The organism is Zarconia sp. (assembly GCF_057467645.1).
On sequence record NZ_JBRJXU010000011.1, the window covers coordinates 26,044 to 43,386 of the forward strand.

The window sequence follows — 17,343 nt, forward strand, 5'->3', positions numbered from 1 at the left end:
ATGGGTAAGTTTCTAAAAAGCGAGAAAATCGCGATTGCGATCGAGCATTTCAACACTCACCCCTTGGAGAAAACCGATTAAGTCTCGCTGACCGAAACCGGTTTCGTAAACACTCACCCCAGCCCCCAATCCATCGAGGGTGGTATTGGTCAGGTCGAGGCTATTGATATCACGAACGAAAATTGCGTCCTCAAATACTTGAAAATCAGTAATAATTGCAAAATCTGCATCGCCGCCTCCCAGGTAAAGAGATTGAATTTCGTCGCCCGAATCATTCAGAACCATCAATAAAAAGGTATCGAACCCTTGTCCGCCGGTAAGCGTATCGACTTCATCAAAACTCGTATTTTCTGAAATCGGCTCGTCTCCGATGATGAGATCGTTACCTAAATCTCCAGAAATCCAATCGCTGCCATGACCGCCAGAGAGAATATCGTCATCTTGTCCGCCAAAAATAATATCGCGACCCTCTCCACCCTCTATAAAATCTACTCCAATATTACCGAAAAGAGCATCGTCACCCAAGCCACCCCGAACGACATCATCATCTCGACCCGCAGCGATGGAGTCATTTCCATCATCGCCGCGAATCAAATCCATTCCTTGATTGCCAAAGAGCCAGTCGTCACCTAAATTACCAGCGATAAAATCGTCCCCTTCTCCGGCGGCAATGGTATCGTTTCCACCAAAACCCTCGATCGTATCGACTCCTGCAAATCCAAAAATGAGATCGCCTTCAAGATCGTTACCGGGAAGGCTATCCTCTAAAATTGTGCCAAAGATATCTGCCATAGGTTGACTTTTAGAACAAAGTATGGATGCTTGCTTGAAACTTGTTTCAAATTATGGTTGAAATTATAGCGCTCGCAACCAGATGTAGAGTTCTCTTAATCAAGAATTATCGATGCGATCGTACTTCATTCATTCTCTGGCAATCTAAGGGAGCAATTCCCGGCGAGTGGGGGGGTGTTGAAATCGGATTAGCCGTGAGAACCACTTGTCCCGATTCATTGGTATACCAACCTTGAGCTTCGATGAGCGGTGAGTCTTCTGTCGGGGTTTGAATTGAAAGGCGATCGCCCGTTGGAGAAGATTCTACCGCCGATGCCGTCTGGTCGGGAAACTCCACCCAATCGATTTCCACGCTCGAACTTCCTGGTCGGATATCGCGAGGGTTGGGGGGCAACCCACCCCGTCCGGTGATGTAAAACTCGCTGCCTTCGTAATCCTGGCAACCTTGGGAAATCAGGCTGGTAATATCGGTGGTGTCGATATCCGGAACTTCCGCCGGATCGGGATCGATTTCTCCTTCGATGGCGAGTTCCCCTTCGGCGTTGATGAGGCTATCGGGAGATTGCAGAAGCACCAGATCGGCGGTATCGAGCGGTGCAATAGTGATATTGCTGCCCCCTTGCGGATCGAGGGAACTGGTGAGGATTTGACTGCCTTCGAGGAGAACCAGGGTTTCGGCGTTGATGCCGATATTGCCGTCGGAAGTGGGGAAACTGGGACTACCTGCGGAGACGATCTGGCTTTGGCGGCGCAGTTGGATATCTCGGGCAGCGAGGTTGATATTCCCCCCGAGTCCGGTGGTGGAGGTGGCATTGAAACGGCCTCGGTTATCCAGACGCAGAAAATCCGTACCGACTTCGATACTACCGGGATTTCCCGAACCGGTACTCTCGACATTCACTTGAGCGGCATCGCGCAGTTCGATCGCTTCGGCAGCACGAATCGCGATATTTCCCCCTTCACCGCTACCGAGTCGCGTATTTGCTGTAATCTGCGCCCCATCGGTGACACTAAGGCTGTCGGTTTCGATGGAAATTTCGCCAGCGTTACCACTCCTTAGCGTCTCGGCAGTGATAGTACTTGGAAAAAAGCCCTCTGTGAGTGCCACAAGTCCGCCCACACCTGGTATCCGTTCGGGTGCTGGCGTTCTCCCGCTCACTTCGATCGAAGACGCGCGAACGGTCAGCGTGCCCCCATCCCCCGATCCGAACGTTCCTGCTGTAATGCTTCCCCCATCGCGCAATCTCAATCGAGCGACTTCCAGGAGAATCACACCTCCATCACCAGCATTTTGAGTTTCAGCAGTGATAGAACTGACAAGAAAAGGAACTGCCCGACGGTTCGACCCGCTCAGATCGATTTCATTGGCTCGAACAGTCAGCGTTCCTGCATCTCCGCTGAAGTTGGCAATACGTGAGAACGAAGCCACTGTCACTCTACCGCCATCTCGAACGGTCAATCGATCGGTTTCGATCGTGATATTGCCAGCATTGCCCGATCCCTGTGATTCTGCACTCACGGTGCTTCCCGCTCCCAATGCTCCCAATGAATCGGTTCCGCTCAGTTCCACCGACTCTCTCGCCCGCACGGTTACCGATCCGCCATTCCCACGACCCAGAGTCACAGCAGCAACTTGCGCTCCATCGCGAATTGCCAATCGACCGGTATTAATTGTTAAATCTCCGGCATTTCCAGATGATGCGGAGATCGCCTGCACCTGACTAATAAAATCATTGGCACTGGTTCCCACCACCTCAACAGACTCCGAAGCATCAATAGTGACATTGCCGCCATTGGCATTAAACTCAACTCTACCGACCTGTGCCCCGCCACTGACCAGGAGTTGCTGGGTTTCGATCGTCAAATCACCAAGGGTCTTGAAAGTCAAGTCGCGGGTGTCCGCATTTGCCCGACCCACCGCGATGGTACTGAGAATACGTTCCCCCACACCGCTCACCACCACGGATTCGCGGCTGCGAACGGTCAGATTTCCCCCAGTTCCGCTGCGCCGACTGCCCGCAAGCAGCAACGATCCGTCGGTAACGCTCAATCGCCCGGTTTCCACGAGAAAATTGCCGCCAGCACCGACACCAAAGGTTTCGACGGACATCTGACTGAGATTGCGCAGTTCGATCGCCTCTTGTGCCGTCACCGTCACCGCAGCGCCAGGTAACTCGCCAATATTCGTCGCATCGACGATCGAACTACCATCTAAAACAATCTGCCGACCCCGAATTTGCATTCCCCCGCTACCGAGATCGAGCAAGCGAAGCGAAGCGGCATTATTCAATCGAATATCCCCAAAACTGTCCACCGCCTCGTATCCCACCGCAAAACCATTACCCCGTGGGGTCAGATTCACCCGGCTGTTAGCCCCCACGCCGCCCAACTCGATCGCCCCATCCAGTGCCGACAGGGTTCCCCCCTCGAAAATCAGATTGCTACCCAACAGGGCGATCGTATTTCCCGGCGAGATGGAAAGACCCTCAGAGCGAACGGGTTCTGGTGGGGTGGTTGGCGCGGGTTCGAAGGCAGCCAGTCGCGATCGATTGACGATATCTCCCGGATTTTCTCCAAACTGCAAGCCGATGGGAACGTTAACGGTTAACAACGGTGCGGTTTGGGTGTTCGTGGTGCTGTAATAGGTGCCATTTTCAAACAAGATGCGATCGGCACTACTTCCGAAAAACGAACCCCCTAATTCCAACGATGCATTTTCCCCAAAAATAATCCCATTGGGATTGAGGAGAAATAGATTCGCCGTTCCGTTGGCGCGGATAAATCCATCGATATCGGAAATCGAATTTCCCGTCACCCGACTGAAGATATTTTGAATCTCGATCGCATTGTCGAAAAACGCGCCTTCTCCCGTGGGAATTGAAAATCGATCGAAACTATGAAATAAATTATCCCCAATTTGCGTTCCGCCGGTAACGATACTGGTGTTGCTTTCTGGAGAGACGATCGAGTTGTTTGGCAGCGTCGTATCGGGAATAATTTGCCCGTGGGCGGCGAGGGAAAGGGAGAGGATTAAAAACGGAGCGGTAGAGGCGATCGATTGGTTGACAACACCCATTTTTTAGAATAGCTTTATATTTTTTGTGAGATTAGCACTGTCTCAGTCGAAGATTTTAACTTCGATCGACTTCAACTACAACCGTTTCTAAAGATAGAATAGTATGCCATTTGAGTCGTCTGAATTCAACCCTTGCCCATGACCATTTATTTTTCCTGTCCTTATTTAAACAGCACAGTAGAGTTAACCGAGGAGCGAGAACAGCACATTACCGAAACTCATCCAGGGACTTTACCCACTTACCAAAATCAAATTGCTGCGACTTTAGCCGATCCCGACCAAGTTCGCCGTAGCGCTAGGGACGATCGCGCGCGTTTGTTTGTCAAATGGTTTGCTAGCATACGAACAGGTCGATATATGGTCGTTGTCACCGTCACTGATATCGATCCCATGCGTCATTGGATTGTGACGGCATATACCGCTCGCAAACTCGCAGGAGGCGAAGTTGAATGGTCGAAAAGTTAACCTTTAAATACGATCGCATCGGCGATATTCTCTATATTCAAAAATGTCCGCCTTATTCCGAACAAGAGTCGGAAGAATTGGGAGATGAAGTTATTGCTAGACTCAATCCAGTTACGGGTCAAATTGAAAGCCTAGAAATTTTATTTTTTTCAAAACGACTATCGAATGGGAACTTGAATCAGATTTTTTTAGAGTTACCCATTATTTCGGATTTGCGTCTCGTGAATTTCACTTAACTTTAATCGATTCAAAATCGTAAAATACCGCGAGTTCCAATAACGATGCAATAATTAAAAATTGACCGCTCCTTCTAATAAATGTCCGTACTGACGGTGGTAAAGGTAGCGCTGTTTCATCAGATCTAACCGCTGTCGATCGGCAGTGGTTAATTCCGGTAGATCGATCGTCCATTCGTTAAAAAAAGATGGCTCGTTGTTGTAGGCGAGTTCAAAGGTTTCTTCGGCTTTGGCTAAGCTATCGATCGAATCTGCGATCGCCAGGGTTTGAACCATAAGATTCCTAATCGGATTCCGAGTAGGGTGAGCAGGAAAAATTGAGATTTTTACGGCTAGTATAATTTAAACCTGCCCACCTGCCAGATTAGTCTAACTTTAAAGATTCCATGAAGCCGGATCTTATCTCTAGAATCTGTCTATAATTCTCCGTAAGAATTTTTAGATCCCGATCCTATGGCACTGATTACGGTTGACAGCCTCAATGATGCGATCGCCGAAGATGGTGTGGTGACGCTGCGCGAAGCAATTCAGGCGGCAAATAACGATATCTCTGTCGATGGTTCAGTAGCCGGAGCGGGAGCCGATGAAATTCAGTTTGCGCCGGGATTAACTGGAACCATTACCCTGGGGGGGACGGCACTCGAAATTACCGAAGCGCTGACCCTCAGCGGTCCTGGAGCGAACAATCTCAGCATCGACGCAAACGGGGCTTCTCGCGTTATCGACGTTACCGCAAACGTTCCCCTAACAGTGACTGGACTGAGGATAACGGGGGGAAGGGCAAACATTTCTGTTTTTGACTTAGATCTCGGTAGCGGAGGCGGTATTCGCAGCGATGGAAATGTCACCGTCACGAACTCCATCATCTCCGGCAATACTTCTGAGGTTGACGGTGGTGGGGTTTATAGCTTGGGAAGTATCACCGTCACCAACTCAACGGTCTCTGGCAATACTGCCAACGACGACGGTGGCGGTATTGCTGGAGAGAGAGACGTTACCCTCACGAATTCCACAGTCTCTGGCAATCGGGCAAACGCCTCGATCGGAGGAATTTTCAGTACGACAGCAGTCACCGTTACCAACTCAACGGTCTCTGGCAATACTGCTAACCGTTACAGCGGAGGTATTTATAGCAGAGGAACAGCCACTGTTACCAACTCCACGATCTCTGGCAATACCGCGAACATCTCCATTGGCGGCGTTTACAGTCGGGGAAGTCTCACCTTGAGAAATTCTACCGTCTCGGGGAATAGAGCCAACACCAACGGTGGTGGTGTTTATAGCAATGGAGGCGGGACGATCGAAAACTCCACGATTACCCGAAACGTTGCCGATGCCGATAATAACGGTACGGGTAATGGGGGTGGTATCTTTCGCTTCGGCGGCACGTTCGCCATCCGCAACAGTATTATTGCCGGTAATACTCAGGGAAATGGCGCGGCATCCGACGTATCCGGAGACAATATCAACGGCAACAACAACAATATTCTGGGAACGGTAACGGGTAACGGTTCTGGGAACATCGGTACGGGTTCCGATATCGTCCTCGATACCAGCGGACTGACGATTGCCGACGTTCTCAACGCCACCCTCGGCAATAACGGCGGTTCCACCCAAACCCACGCCATCGTTGCCGGTTCTCCCGCTATCGATGCATCTGGGACTGGTGCCACGGCCAGCGACCAACGGGGGGTTGCCGCCATCGAAACCCGCGATATCGGAGCCTTTGAATCCCCTCTCGATCTGACAACCGACCCGACAGACCCTCCTGAAACTCCAACCAACCCCACAATCGACAACGACACAATACTTCCTACCCTCACCAGCATTACTCGCAACACACCAACCACCGACCCCACCAATGCCGATACCCTCATCTTCCGCGCTACCTTCGACGAAGACGTACAAAACGTCGATGCTGCCGACTTCCGAGTCAATGGAACCACCACCGCCACCGTCACCGAGGTCAATCTGGTAAGTGCTTCGGAATACGACATCACCGTATCCGGAGGCGACCTGAGCGATTTCAACGGGACCGTCGGACTGGACTTAGCGACGGAACAGGATATCACCGACTTGGCTGGCAATCCCCTACCGAATATCGAACCGACGATCGACGAAACCTATACACTCGAAAACGCAACGACCCCCACCGATAATCCTTCTGGCAATCCCGATGATGGTTCTTCGGCCGAACCCGAGAACCCTGCCGATAATCTGGTCTCATCCCCAGAACCCCTCCCCGATGTTCGCCTCGTTCTCGGTCAACTCGATATTCTCCTCCCGGCTTTCCCAGCAACGGGAACTTGTGGTAACGACAGCGATGACCTTCTCCTGGGAGATGAAACGGCGAACGTCTTCTGCGGATTGGGGGGAAACGATACCCTCGCCGGATTTGGAGAAGCAGACCGCCTCGACGGGGATGATGGAAACGACATCATTTTTGGCAATACCGGCAACGACTCGATCGATGGCGGCAGTGGAGACGACCTCATCTATGCCGGAAAAGAGGATGACCTGGCAACCGGTGGTGCGGGACTCGATGTAATGGCGGGGGATATCGGCAGCGATACCCTCGATGGGAATAGTGAAAATGACGTTCTCTTTGGCAATACGGAAGCCGACATTCTCGATGGCGATGAAGGAGACGATTTGCTATTCGGCGGTCGAGATAACGACATTGTAACGGGGGGTGCGGGGAACGATGTGATTCGCGGCGACCTTGAAGACGATCTGCTCGTTGGCGGTGCGGGAAGCGATCGCTTTGAGTTCCGTCCGGGGGATGGCACCGATATTATCGCCGATTTCACCGATGGGATCGATATTATCGGGTTGATTGAAGGGTTGACCTTCGAGGAGTTAGCGATCGTTCAAGTTGGCAACGATACTCAAATCGCGGCGACGGGGCTAGTGGTGACTTTGCCAGGAGTGGATGCGGGGGCGATCGATGCAGCAGATTTTGCCGTATTTTGACACTCCCCCAATTAAAAGATGGGGGATGAGAGACGGGAGATCGGAAAAATAACGAATCAATTGTCCGTTCGCTCTTCTCTTACTCCCCCTGCTCCCAAAACCTACCGTCCGCCAACGGTAATCGAATCCACCTTAATATGAGGCTGTCCGACGGTGACGTAAACGCTGCCACTCACCGAACCGCAGAACCCGGCGGCCAATCCCAAATCGCGAGAACACATGGAAATTTCATTCATGATTTCCTTGGCTTCCCCAATCAAAATCGCCCCTTTCAACGGCTTGGTAATTTTGCCATTTTCGATGAGGTAAGCTTCATCGACACCGAAGTTGAATTCACCGGTGGGGCCGACGCTACCGCCTCCCATTTTCTTGCAATAAATACCCTTATCGATCGAGTTAAAGATGTCCTCGTTGGAATACTCTCCCGGCGCGATATAAGTGTTCCGCATCCGAGACGCAGCCGCATAAGCATAACTCTGACGGCGACCGCTACCGGTGCGGGGATGTCCCGTACGGACGGAACCGGCGCGATCGGCCAGGAAGTTTTTCAAGATACCATTTTCAATCAGCAACGTGCGCTGGGCGGGCATTCCCTCGTCATCCATATCGATGGTCCCGAAAGCGTTATCGGACAAACCTTCATCCCAGGCGGTCAAGCTTTCGTGGGCGATTTTTTCACCCTTCTTGTCGATAAACGGCGTGGTTTCCCGCTCGATTTGGGTCGTTTCGAGCAAGTGTCCGCAGGCTTCGTGGAAAATCACCCCGCCAAACTGATTGGCCATAACGATGGGGTAGGTTCCCGACTCCACGTAATCGGCGTAGAGCATTTTCCCGGCAGAGTCTGCCACCTGTTCGGCCGTCTCTTCGTAATTCCAGGCGCGGAGGAAATTCGGGTCTCCGGTGCTGCCCAACCGCTGTCCGATGGACGATCGATGCTCTCCGTCAGCGCACAGGAGATTGTACCCGACTGACTGCGTGAGGCGGATATCGCGGGCAAATACCCCATCGCTGGCGGCCACCAACACTTCCTGCCAATCGCGGAAATACACGGCACGGCGAGACTGAACGTGTTTGCCGTGCCGTTCTAGGGCAGCATTGGCCCCAAGCAGTACGTCTCCCATTTCTTTCATCGGACTACTGCTCCCCAGCCATCCTTCTTTCTCTTTACTGGTGGCATAGTCCCGCAGGATTTCCAAATTCACCGATGGGGCAAAGGCGTTTGCTGAGGGGAGTTGCAGTCCCAAAATCGATAATCCCTTTTCCAGAGCGGCTTTGAGTCCGTTAAAGGATAAGTCGTTGGTACTCACGTAACAGTCGGCTTTGCCCCGAAATACCCGCACCCCGGCACCGGTAGAGAGGCGGGGAGAAATGCTGGTGATGCGATCGTCTTCGGCGAGGCAGTTAATATAGTTCACCCGCTCTAGGAAAAACTCGATAAAATCCGCACCGGCGGCCCGGCCGAGTCCGAGAAGGTTGGAGAGGGGAGCTTCCCAGCTGGCATCGAAGCGATCGGGTGTGGCGGTATATTTTATATTCGGAATTTCTTTTGTCAGGAGGGAGATTGACATGAATTGTTATCTGTAGGAGTAATGCTGTTACCTAGTTTAGCGAGATTTGTGGGGATCGAGAGCAACTCTCAATTGGGGGGTTTGCCCCCATTGCGCGCGATCGCCGATCGCCCAAAGGTGTCAATCTCGACGAGTGCGATCGATGTCCGTTCGGTCTTGCCGAACGAGAATCTGGATGAAGAATTCCCTACTCCCCCCCAAAACGGATTCGCACCACAGCGTGCCGCCATGCTTCTCCACTGCAATTTAGTCGCTCACCGATCGTCCCCATCCCATCTCTTTGCCAATAGGTTTGCTGGTGAAGAAGGGGTTGAAAATTTGCGAGATTTCATCCGGGGGCATTGAATTTCCGGGCGATTGGGTTCGGCTTTTAGACGATGGTGCAAAATCAAAAACATGCGATCGATCCCGTCGTGAATGTTGGCCCGATCGCAATTAATTTTTTACCTATAGCCGTATTCATAGTGGTTAGGACACTTCCAATAATCGTATCGTTGGCAACGCGAGCAAGATGTTTGTGCTCACGCACACGCTGCGCGAACGCACTATTGTCTTAACCCGACTGAATACGGCTATATAATCTTAAAGACCATTTTAGATTCAAGGGCTATCTCGATCGTGCGCCTAGTTGACGACGAACCCGATCTCCCCGCTCAAATCAATATCGTTCCCGCGATCGATATCATTTTTTCGATCTTGGCATTTTTTATTCTGGCGAGCGTATTTCTAGACCGAACTGAGGGCTTACCCGTTAACTTACCGAATGCAACCACCGCCCAAACCCAAGAGCGAATTCCCCTCACCATTACCCTGTACCCCCAAGGAGAGATCTTCTTAGAAGGTCAGCCGATCTCGATCGATGGATTGGAGCGGGAAATTCGAGGAACGTTGCAATCTGCATCCACCCTATTAGTCGTTCTACAAGCTGATGTAGAAGTGCGCCACGGCACTGTCATTGAAGTGATGGATCGGTTGCGTCGAATTGAGGGCGTTAGTTTGGCGATCGCAACAACGCCACCTTCTCTGAATCCATAGAATCGATCGATTGCACGTTCGATCGCAGTACATCCTCAATTTTCAGAAATCGATCGGCTTAAATTTAGCTCGATTATTTTTTCGATCGCACTTGACTCCGAACATTGTAAAGTCATAGAGTCAGCATCAAAAAAAAATAGAACTCTATTTCCGTCATCTTGTCAAGTCAAATGTCAGAACTACCGCCTCTTACAACAGATACAATTTGGGCAATTCTTAAAGAAGAAATCGACGATGCTACGGTCAATCAACTGGTTTGGCATTATCTCGGCTATCGATACGATGAAGCATCGAGTCAGTGGGATACAACTGCCGTTGAAGCTGCATGGCGAGAAGATTATCCCGACCCCCCCGATTTTATCGACAGCCGACCGGCAACGGTCAAACTGACGCGATCGATTCCTAAAGAAAATAAACAATTGCTCAAAGAAAAACTGGATTTTAAAGGTTACAAAATCGGTGAATTCGGTCCCCGGCAAACGCGACGGGCAACGATGGCAAACTGGTTATTAAGTTATATGGAGCGCTCGAATTCATGAAAAATACTTTTCGATCGTTTCAGAAGTCTGAAAGCGTGTGAAGTGAGTTCGCTGGCATGGGATGGATTTCTGACAGAAAAGAGACAAAGAGACGCGAAAACACTCATTCGATGATTCGGATTTGTCGATTGGTTAGTCACTGTCGAGTTATGACGCAAGATGTCGCTAGTTTTTTTGTCTCAAATTCAGATCTCGAAGTCACCCATTGAGGCGCAGGCATCGGCAACCACCCGATCTCAAAGAGATCGCTCATTAAACCGATACACTAACCGATTCGTCTCTCCCTCACTGACGAAAATGCCTTGCCTCACCAAACCCTTCACCTCTCGCTGCAACGTGCGTCGGGACAGTCCGGGGTAGAGCATTTCCAAGTCTCGAATCGTTAAACTGCCGTACTGAAGAGCATAGGCAACAGCACGGCACTGACGATCGCTCAACTGATATTGCCGCCCGATCGCCTTCATCCGTCGATCCAATGCATTAGTCTCCGCTTTCCCGTCAAGGAATCGATCTCCCGCATCAGGTTCGAGGTAGCGAAACATCAATTCTTGAATCTCACCATAGAGTCGCTTTTGGTGCTGGGGTTCGCTCCGCAATGCCACGACGAGTATAGCGTTATAGGACTTCACGAAAACTTCTGCCATCAGATGGCTTTTGTCTAACGCTAAATTGCTATTTCGATTGCGCAACAGCCGCGCGAAATTATCGACTAAGCCGTAGGTAAACCGTTCATCAAAGTACGAAAACAGTTCAGGTGCCACGAAATACTGAGTAAAAACCACGCGAGGCGCGGGATCTTCAAAGTAGCGAGCAAAAATTTCGACCAATTGCCGCACCATCACTTTCAACGGTTGCCGAGCAAAAGTGGGTGTAAAGATGCGGGCGGTAATTTCCTCCACTCGCTCTCGGTGTTGATTTTCCAGAGCGTGAAAAATCGCCAGTTTATCGGGAAAAAATCGGTAGAGGGTGCCGACTGCCGTATTTGCACGGGCGGCGATCGCGTGAGTGGTTGCCCCCTCGTATCCCGTTTCCCAAAAAACTTCCGCTGCGGCAGCCAGAATCTGCGCCACCCGCTTTTGACTGCGAGCTTGTTGCGGTTGGCGGCGCAGGGTGGGTTGAGAATCGGGTGATTGCATTTTGGGCGCGATATAGCTATATGCAGTCGTGTTAGGACACAAGTGACTGTTGGGAGCAGGGGAAGTTTCGGGGGCTTTGGGAGAAAGATACGCCCATGTTGGATCGGACTGTCCGCGCCCTGACTGAATACAGCGATAAGTTGGCGATCGGACTTGACAAATTAGAAAACTTCGGTCTAATTATAGTTAAACGCGAATATTTTGTCATGTTTTACAACGCGGTTTGCGGTTGCAATTGTTGTTGCAGGACCTGTTTCGCGATCGAAATTTTTAAGAATTTTTAGGAGTCCAATTCATGTCTATGTTGGAGGGTGCGCCGTGGCTATTGGCGCACAAATCGATGCTGGAAATCGATCGACCCCAGAAAGTTTCCCTCTACGGTCGCGATTACGTCCTCTGGAAAGATCGTAACGGCGACGTGTTTGCCTTACCGAATGCCTGTCCCCATATGGGTGCAATGCTCTCAGAAGGCTGGTGCGAGGGGAGTGAGGACGGCTCGAGTCGGGTGGTGTGTCCGTTTCACGCCTTGGAATTCGATCGCCACGGTTGCACGGTTTTACCCGGTTCCCAGAAGAAAACCCGATCGCAGTTAGAACCTTTGGAATTAACGATACAAGGAGATTTTATCTGGTCTTACGGCGGATGCGAACCGAAAGTCCCCGTTCCAGATATCTTAAATCGGATTGCTAGCGAATACCAATTCGTGGGAGCTACTGCAGATACAAGCGTGGCAACGCCATTGTTGCCGATGCTGCTGAATATGCACGATTACAACCACCAAAATGGAACTCATCGAGATTTGTTTCGGATTGAAGAGGTGTGGTTCGAGAAATTTATCGATCGCGGCCACAACTCAGAAGCCTTTTTCAGCACCCCAACCGCTTCACCAAACCTGCGGGAAATCCTCCGCAATCCCGCCGTACTCACTTTACCCAAAGTACTCAAAGCGCACTTGGAAAATTACTTCCCGTCTCTGGTGATTTTCCACGGTACCAGTGTTGCGGGAAAAATTGCTCAGTGCCATCTGTTCGTCCCCGAAGCCGAAAACCACACGCGCACCTACGTTTTGCTCTTTGCCCAACCCTCGAGTCCCCTATTTCACCTGATGAAGGGTACATTTTTGAATTTGAGCAAAACTATCGTCGAACAGGATGCGTGTATCTTGACCAAAATCTATCCAGATACACCGCAAACAATGAAGCTCAATAACGAAGTGGGGATGGATTGGGTACAGCGCAATGTTAAAAGTTGGCCCGAGGTTGCTCAGCCAGATTTATCTCGGGGATAGGATTTGAGGGCTTCGGAGGCTTGGAGAGCTTCGGGGGCTTCGGGGGCAGGGGAGAAGTCAATTGACCATGAGTCAGTTGCGACGTTCTTTCTTCCTCTCCCTTGTCTCTCCCTCCGCGCGTCACCGCGTCACCGCGTCACCGCGTCACCCCATCCCCCAATCCTCCTAACTCATCTCCAACATCCGCTGAATCGGTTTGAGTGCAGCCACGCGCACCTCTTCGGACATGGTAATCTCCGGCGATCGATTTTTCATCGCCAAATATAGCTTCTCCAGGGTATTCAGCCGCATATGAGGACACTCGTTACAAGCGCAGCTCGTCATCGGCGGGGCGGGAATGAAGCGTTTCTCGGGCATCCGCTTCTGCATTTGATGGACGATGCCCGGTTCGGTGACGACGATAAATCCCGGCTGGGCACTGGTTTGAGCGTATTTGAGCAGTGCGGTGGTCGAACCGATGTAGTTAGCGTGACGCAGAACCGAGGGTTCGCATTCCGGATGGGCGATGATTTCCGTCTCGGGATGTTCGATCGCCAATTGAACGATTTTCTTTTCCGAGAAGTTTTCGTGGACGATGCAACTGCCATCCCACAGCACCAAATCCCGCCCTGTTTGTTCCATCACGTACCGTCCCAAATTGCGATCGGGCGCGAAAATAATCGGCTGTTCCAGGGGAATCTGGTTGACGATACTGACAGCATTGGAACTGGTGCAGATAATATCGCTCATGGCTTTAATCGCTGCCGTGCAATTGATGTACGACACCACGATATGGTCTGGGTGCGCGGCTTTGAAGCGAGCGAATGCCTCGGGGGGGCAACTGTCAGCGAGGGAGCAACCGGCATCTAAATCCGGCAGCAAGACCAACTTATCGGGGTTGAGGATTTTGGCGGTTTCCGCCATGAAGTGGACTCCAGCAAATACGATAACATCGGCATCGGTTTCGGCAGCTTGGCGAGAAAGTCCGAGAGAATCGCCAATATAGTCGGCAATGTCTTGGATATCGGGATCTTGATAGTAATGGGCCAGGATAACTGCGTTGAGTTCCTGTTTGAGCGTCGCGATCGCCTCAAATAAATCGTAGGGTAGAGAATCGATCGCGTTTTGCGGAGGTCGTGCAGTGGTAAACACAGTTGGGCGTTGCCTAAAGATAAACTGAGTGGATAATTAACCTGTAATTATAGTGGTTATTACCAAAATATTATAGTGTTTTTCACCAAAAATAGACATGAGTGTCTGGGGATGAGGGCTGGAAAGATACGGGGACGCTCCAAAGAGATAAACGGGAGAAGCGGGGAAAAGGGAGCAAGATGTTCCCACTAACGCGGTGTGCGCTCTTTTTCCACTCGCGATATGGATGTCGGTAGTTCGCTCCAACATGAGCGAATCTTGTCTCTTTCTCCCCCGGCTCCCCTTGCTCCCCCTGCCTCCCTTGCCCCAAAAAATGCTCCCCTCCCTAGAATCCATCCTGTACGATCGCATTCAACTGGCTCTAGAAGCTTCAAACTATCCCCTCCTCGACATTCCCATCAAACGGGATACGAACGCCATGGAGGTTCAGTATCGCAGTGCGATCGCCTTCAAACTTTCTCCCCAACTCGATCTCCCCCCGCTCGAGATTGCCCGAACGCTGGCATTCCTGCTTCAGGAGATGACGGGAGAAAACTTAAAGTGGGGAAATATTCAGTTCCAGGTCACCGTTTCTCCCCCAGGTTGGCTCGATTTTCGCATCGTCGATGGGGGGTTAGCGGACTGGTTGCAGCAGTTAGTCGCGGACAATGTACCTCCGTTCCGTACTTCTACGGTTCGGGCTGGTAAATCTCCCTTTTTTCTTCAGTATACTCACGCACGCTGCTGTGGGCTGCTGCGCTCAGCCGAGCGGGAAGGGTTGCTCTCTCTCAACGCACTCGATATTACAACCCCCGATCCCATTCCCTGGTTGCATCAGAGCGATCGCATCCTCCGCTTGCAGCACCCCGCAGAACGACAGCTCATTGCCCAGTGGGTGGCGATCGTCGATACTTACGATCGGTCAAAATCTCCGGATATTTTCGGGTTGGCGGAGCGTTTAAGTCAGCGGTTCGAGACATTCGATCGGCAATGTCGGATTTTCGGAGCGGTGGCACGAGAAACGCCCCATTTAGCCATCGGGCGAGCGGGATTGGTAAGTGGAACGCAAAAAATTCTCAATTCCTTGTTAATACGGGGATTAGGTCTGGTGTCACCGTGGGAGCTATGACAGTTTTTCGGAAATTGTGAGGTTTGGGGGGTGACAAATTGACAAGAGTCCGTTATATTATCAATCAATGTGAGGAGCGAACCAGACAAGAGCACCGAGACGAAACACGGCCAGTCGTCGGTGCTCTTTCTGATTTTAGAGTTCGTGGAAACGTCCGAAACTTGCAAGGTCTGCACCACGCAACCCTTTCGCTTCTGACTGACGTGCTTCAAACTGGGTGAAGATTTCAAATTGTAGACTCAAATCGCAGGCCAAAATCATATCTAAAGTCGCGATCGCGCTTCCAGGACAGATCCCATTAATCGCTAACCATTCTCTCCATTAAACATTCGGCAATGCGACGGGATGCCCCCGGCGTTCCCATGCGACGACGACCGTTATCGGCAATTAGTTGCAATCGATCGGGGTCGCGCAAAATTTGCCCGATCGTATCGGCGACACGATCGGGGTGCTTGACCAAAATCAACGAAGAGCCGAGATGGCGACTTTGCGCTTCTGCAAAAGCCGGAGTAAACTGCGGTCCCCTTCCCGGAAGGGCGATCGCGGGTTTACCCAGTCCCACGAACTGCTCTGTTGCCGTCCCAGCCATCGCCAGGGCAAAATCTGCTTGGCGCAGGCATTGGGCAAAAGTATTTTGAGACAAGACCAATGTCCCATTACTTTGTCCGAAAACGATCGCCTCGGGATCGTCGATGGGATGAACTCCCGAAGACAGACTGCCCGGTTGGATCCGCCAGCCGTAGGTATCGAGTTCCTTTTGCAGGGGATCGAGTTCCAATCCCGGTGCGATCGCTCCCAAAAAGACAATTCGGCGATCGGCAAAGGTCTCTCGCAATCGGGTCACCGCGAGCATCATTTGCTGCCAGTTTTCATAGGCTTCGGGCGATCGAGACCCCGGCAGCAAGACCACTGTCATCGCTCTCCCCATCTCTTTGGATTCCGAATCGCGATCGGTAAATCGAACCCCCGTATCTTCAGGGGCGATCTCATCCATCATCGGGTTTCCCAAATCCAGTGCCTGAATGCGATGCTTTTGCAGGATTTCTGCAGTCAAACTATCTCTCGGGAACACCGCCTTGCAACGTTTGCCTCCCATCATCCACCGTTCCCAGGGTAGGTAGACCGATCCCGACCAACTTTCCAAACGCTCGAACCAGCTGCGTCGGGGCAACCAACCAATATCATCTCGCAGGTAATATTCCGATTTAGCCGTACCGACAAAGCTGTAGTCCGCCCCACTCCACCAGGCAAAGAGCAACGGTACGATATCTCCAACCGCCAGAATTTTACCCCCATCTTTCGCCCACCGGGTCACCACTTTGAGCTGGGCGAGGGTCAGTTTGAGCAAGCCCCCCTGCAAATCCCGCCACAACTGCCGACCGTCCATATAGACGAAGCCACCCGAGGGCATAGATTGTACCGGACCGATAATGGGAACCTCCGGGAGGGCATCGTAGGCGAGACCTTCTCCGACCAATGGTAGTGCCGCCAGTTCCGGTGCGTTGGGCTGTTGTTGCAGTTGGCGCAAAATCTGCACGGCGATCGCATCTTCTCCGTGACCGTTACTCAAACACAGTAGCTTCAAACCAAAACCCTCACAAAAAACACCTAATTGCCACCCATTGAACTCTCCCTGACTTAAAAGACCAGGGATTCTAGGTTCGTGGCTTGGGCACACGCGATCGTGATGCGGTCTGCCACACCACAGTACAATCGACTCAAGTCACTGAATGCGTCGTACCGTTTTGGGAGGTTCAATGCTCCCCTACCGACCTTGGCTAGGTTAATTCCTAGCTGTGTCGCTACTTTGGCGATGATGTTCGCCGCGCCGTTACAATCGGCGTTGACGACTTCACCGTTAGAAGCTCGATACAAACCCCGCGACACTCGTTTGCCCGACGCTCTCCACTGGCTGGGTTTTTCACCGTGCCTTGGTAAAGAATCACCGTCTAAAAACGATGCCTTCGAGGTATAAGCTTCCTCCGTTTCCACAAAC

Annotated in this window: 15 protein-coding genes and 1 pseudogene; 8 read left to right on the plus strand and 8 right to left on the minus strand. The window is 51.5% G+C overall.

Annotated elements, in window-relative coordinates; genetic code table 11:
- Nucleotides 1-12: 12 nt before the first annotated feature.
- Together AC2215_RS02160 and AC2215_RS02165 are read right to left on the minus strand one after the other, a co-directional pair.
- Nucleotides 13-792 (minus strand): calcium-binding protein, encoded by a 780-nt coding sequence (locus tag AC2215_RS02160; RefSeq protein WP_486808305.1) that lies wholly within the window; start codon nucleotides 790-792, stop codon nucleotides 13-15.
- 106 nt (nucleotides 793-898) lie between these two features.
- Nucleotides 899-3,868 (minus strand): two-partner secretion domain-containing protein, encoded by a 2,970-nt coding sequence (locus AC2215_RS02165; RefSeq protein WP_486808306.1) that lies wholly within the window; start codon nucleotides 3,866-3,868, stop codon nucleotides 899-901.
- Between the two features lie 138 nt (nucleotides 3,869-4,006).
- Here AC2215_RS02165 and AC2215_RS02170 point away from each other — a divergent pair, with 138 nt between their 5' ends.
- Both AC2215_RS02170 and AC2215_RS02175 read left to right on the plus strand, forming a co-directional pair.
- The gene (locus AC2215_RS02170; protein ID WP_486808307.1) at nucleotides 4,007-4,333 is read left to right on the plus strand and encodes a hypothetical protein; all 327 of its coding nucleotides are present in this window, start codon (nucleotides 4,007-4,009) and stop codon (nucleotides 4,331-4,333) included.
- Complete coding sequence (locus tag AC2215_RS02175) at nucleotides 4,318-4,569, plus strand: DUF2283 domain-containing protein (protein ID WP_486808308.1); 252 nt, start codon at nucleotides 4,318-4,320, stop codon at nucleotides 4,567-4,569. Before AC2215_RS02170 ends, AC2215_RS02175 begins: the two co-directional genes overlap by 16 nt.
- Before the next feature lie 54 nt (nucleotides 4,570-4,623).
- Here AC2215_RS02175 and AC2215_RS02180 read toward each other — a convergent pair whose 3' ends face one another.
- Entirely contained in the window at nucleotides 4,624-4,845 is a 222-nt protein-coding gene (locus AC2215_RS02180; protein ID WP_486808309.1) for a hypothetical protein, read from the minus strand.
- Between the two features lie 177 nt (nucleotides 4,846-5,022).
- Between AC2215_RS02180 and AC2215_RS02185 the strand changes: the two genes are divergently transcribed.
- Nucleotides 5,023-7,542 carry a choice-of-anchor Q domain-containing protein gene (locus AC2215_RS02185; RefSeq protein ID WP_486808310.1) on the plus strand — a complete coding sequence of 840 codons (2,520 nt, stop codon included), beginning with the start codon at nucleotides 5,023-5,025 and terminating at the stop codon, nucleotides 7,540-7,542.
- 101 nt (nucleotides 7,543-7,643) lie between these two features.
- Here AC2215_RS02185 and AC2215_RS02190 read toward each other — a convergent pair whose 3' ends face one another.
- On the minus strand, nucleotides 7,644-9,110 hold the full coding sequence (locus tag AC2215_RS02190) for a TldD/PmbA family protein (RefSeq protein ID WP_486808311.1): 1,467 nt from the start codon (nucleotides 9,108-9,110) through the stop codon (nucleotides 7,644-7,646).
- 21 nt (nucleotides 9,111-9,131) lie between these two features.
- Here AC2215_RS02190 and AC2215_RS02195 point away from each other — a divergent pair, with 21 nt between their 5' ends.
- From AC2215_RS02195 to AC2215_RS02205, 3 genes are all read left to right on the plus strand, one after another.
- Nucleotides 9,132-9,455, plus strand: a complete 324-nt coding sequence (locus AC2215_RS02195) for a hypothetical protein (RefSeq protein WP_486808312.1) — start codon at nucleotides 9,132-9,134, stop codon at nucleotides 9,453-9,455.
- 273 nt (nucleotides 9,456-9,728) lie between these two features.
- Nucleotides 9,729-10,145 (plus strand): ExbD/TolR family protein, encoded by a 417-nt coding sequence (locus tag AC2215_RS02200; protein WP_486808313.1) that lies wholly within the window; start codon nucleotides 9,729-9,731, stop codon nucleotides 10,143-10,145.
- A 170-nt stretch (nucleotides 10,146-10,315) separates the two neighbouring features.
- A complete protein-coding gene (locus AC2215_RS02205) occupies nucleotides 10,316-10,684 on the plus strand; it encodes a DUF1823 family protein (RefSeq protein ID WP_486808314.1) in 369 nt (122 codons plus the stop codon).
- A gap of 236 nt (nucleotides 10,685-10,920) precedes the next feature.
- Here AC2215_RS02205 and AC2215_RS02210 read toward each other — a convergent pair whose 3' ends face one another.
- Complete coding sequence (locus tag AC2215_RS02210; protein WP_486808315.1) at nucleotides 10,921-11,820, minus strand: TetR/AcrR family transcriptional regulator; 900 nt, start codon at nucleotides 11,818-11,820, stop codon at nucleotides 10,921-10,923.
- A 295-nt stretch (nucleotides 11,821-12,115) separates the two neighbouring features.
- On the opposite strand from AC2215_RS02210, the gene AC2215_RS02215 reads away from it, so the two are divergent.
- Nucleotides 12,116-13,108 (plus strand): Rieske 2Fe-2S domain-containing protein, encoded by a 993-nt coding sequence (locus AC2215_RS02215; RefSeq protein WP_486808316.1) that lies wholly within the window; start codon nucleotides 12,116-12,118, stop codon nucleotides 13,106-13,108.
- A gap of 165 nt (nucleotides 13,109-13,273) precedes the next feature.
- Here the strand turns inward: AC2215_RS02215 and nadA are convergent, their stop codons facing one another.
- Nucleotides 13,274-14,239: a quinolinate synthase NadA gene (gene nadA, locus AC2215_RS02220; RefSeq protein ID WP_486808317.1), complete on the minus strand. Its 966-nt coding sequence runs from the start codon at nucleotides 14,237-14,239 to the stop codon at nucleotides 13,274-13,276.
- 313 nt (nucleotides 14,240-14,552) lie between these two features.
- Between nadA and AC2215_RS02225 the strand changes: the two genes are divergently transcribed.
- Nucleotides 14,553-15,347: a hypothetical protein gene (locus tag AC2215_RS02225; RefSeq protein ID WP_486808318.1), complete on the plus strand. Its 795-nt coding sequence runs from the start codon at nucleotides 14,553-14,555 to the stop codon at nucleotides 15,345-15,347.
- A gap of 298 nt (nucleotides 15,348-15,645) precedes the next feature.
- On the opposite strand, the gene AC2215_RS02230 is transcribed toward AC2215_RS02225, so the two are convergent.
- Together AC2215_RS02230 and AC2215_RS02235 are read right to left on the minus strand one after the other, a co-directional pair.
- Nucleotides 15,646-16,932 carry a lipid-A-disaccharide synthase-related protein gene (locus AC2215_RS02230; protein ID WP_486808319.1) on the minus strand — a complete coding sequence of 429 codons (1,287 nt, stop codon included), beginning with the start codon at nucleotides 16,930-16,932 and terminating at the stop codon, nucleotides 15,646-15,648.
- 53 nt (nucleotides 16,933-16,985) lie between these two features.
- Nucleotides 16,986-17,343, minus strand: a pseudogene (locus tag AC2215_RS02235) (hypothetical protein); the annotation flags it as partial.

Coding starts and splice junctions, on each gene's coding strand:
- AC2215_RS02190 (WP_486808311.1), bottom strand. CDS start 9,110: ATGTCAATCTCCCTCCTGACAAAAGAAATTCCGAATATAAAATATACC.
- AC2215_RS02210 (WP_486808315.1), bottom strand. CDS start 11,820: ATGCAATCACCCGATTCTCAACCCACCCTGCGCCGCCAACCGCAACAA.
- AC2215_RS02175 (WP_486808308.1), top strand. CDS start 4,318: ATGGTCGAAAAGTTAACCTTTAAATACGATCGCATCGGCGATATTCTC.
- AC2215_RS02195 (WP_486808312.1), top strand. CDS start 9,132: ATGCTGTTACCTAGTTTAGCGAGATTTGTGGGGATCGAGAGCAACTCT.
- AC2215_RS02165 (WP_486808306.1), bottom strand. CDS start 3,868: ATGGGTGTTGTCAACCAATCGATCGCCTCTACCGCTCCGTTTTTAATC.
- AC2215_RS02160 (WP_486808305.1), bottom strand. CDS start 792: ATGGCAGATATCTTTGGCACAATTTTAGAGGATAGCCTTCCCGGTAAC.
- AC2215_RS02205 (WP_486808314.1), top strand. CDS start 10,316: ATGTCAGAACTACCGCCTCTTACAACAGATACAATTTGGGCAATTCTT.
- AC2215_RS02225 (WP_486808318.1), top strand. CDS start 14,553: ATGCTCCCCTCCCTAGAATCCATCCTGTACGATCGCATTCAACTGGCT.
- AC2215_RS02215 (WP_486808316.1), top strand. CDS start 12,116: ATGTCTATGTTGGAGGGTGCGCCGTGGCTATTGGCGCACAAATCGATG.
- AC2215_RS02180 (WP_486808309.1), bottom strand. CDS start 4,845: ATGGTTCAAACCCTGGCGATCGCAGATTCGATCGATAGCTTAGCCAAA.
- AC2215_RS02170 (WP_486808307.1), top strand. CDS start 4,007: ATGACCATTTATTTTTCCTGTCCTTATTTAAACAGCACAGTAGAGTTA.
- AC2215_RS02185 (WP_486808310.1), top strand. CDS start 5,023: ATGGCACTGATTACGGTTGACAGCCTCAATGATGCGATCGCCGAAGAT.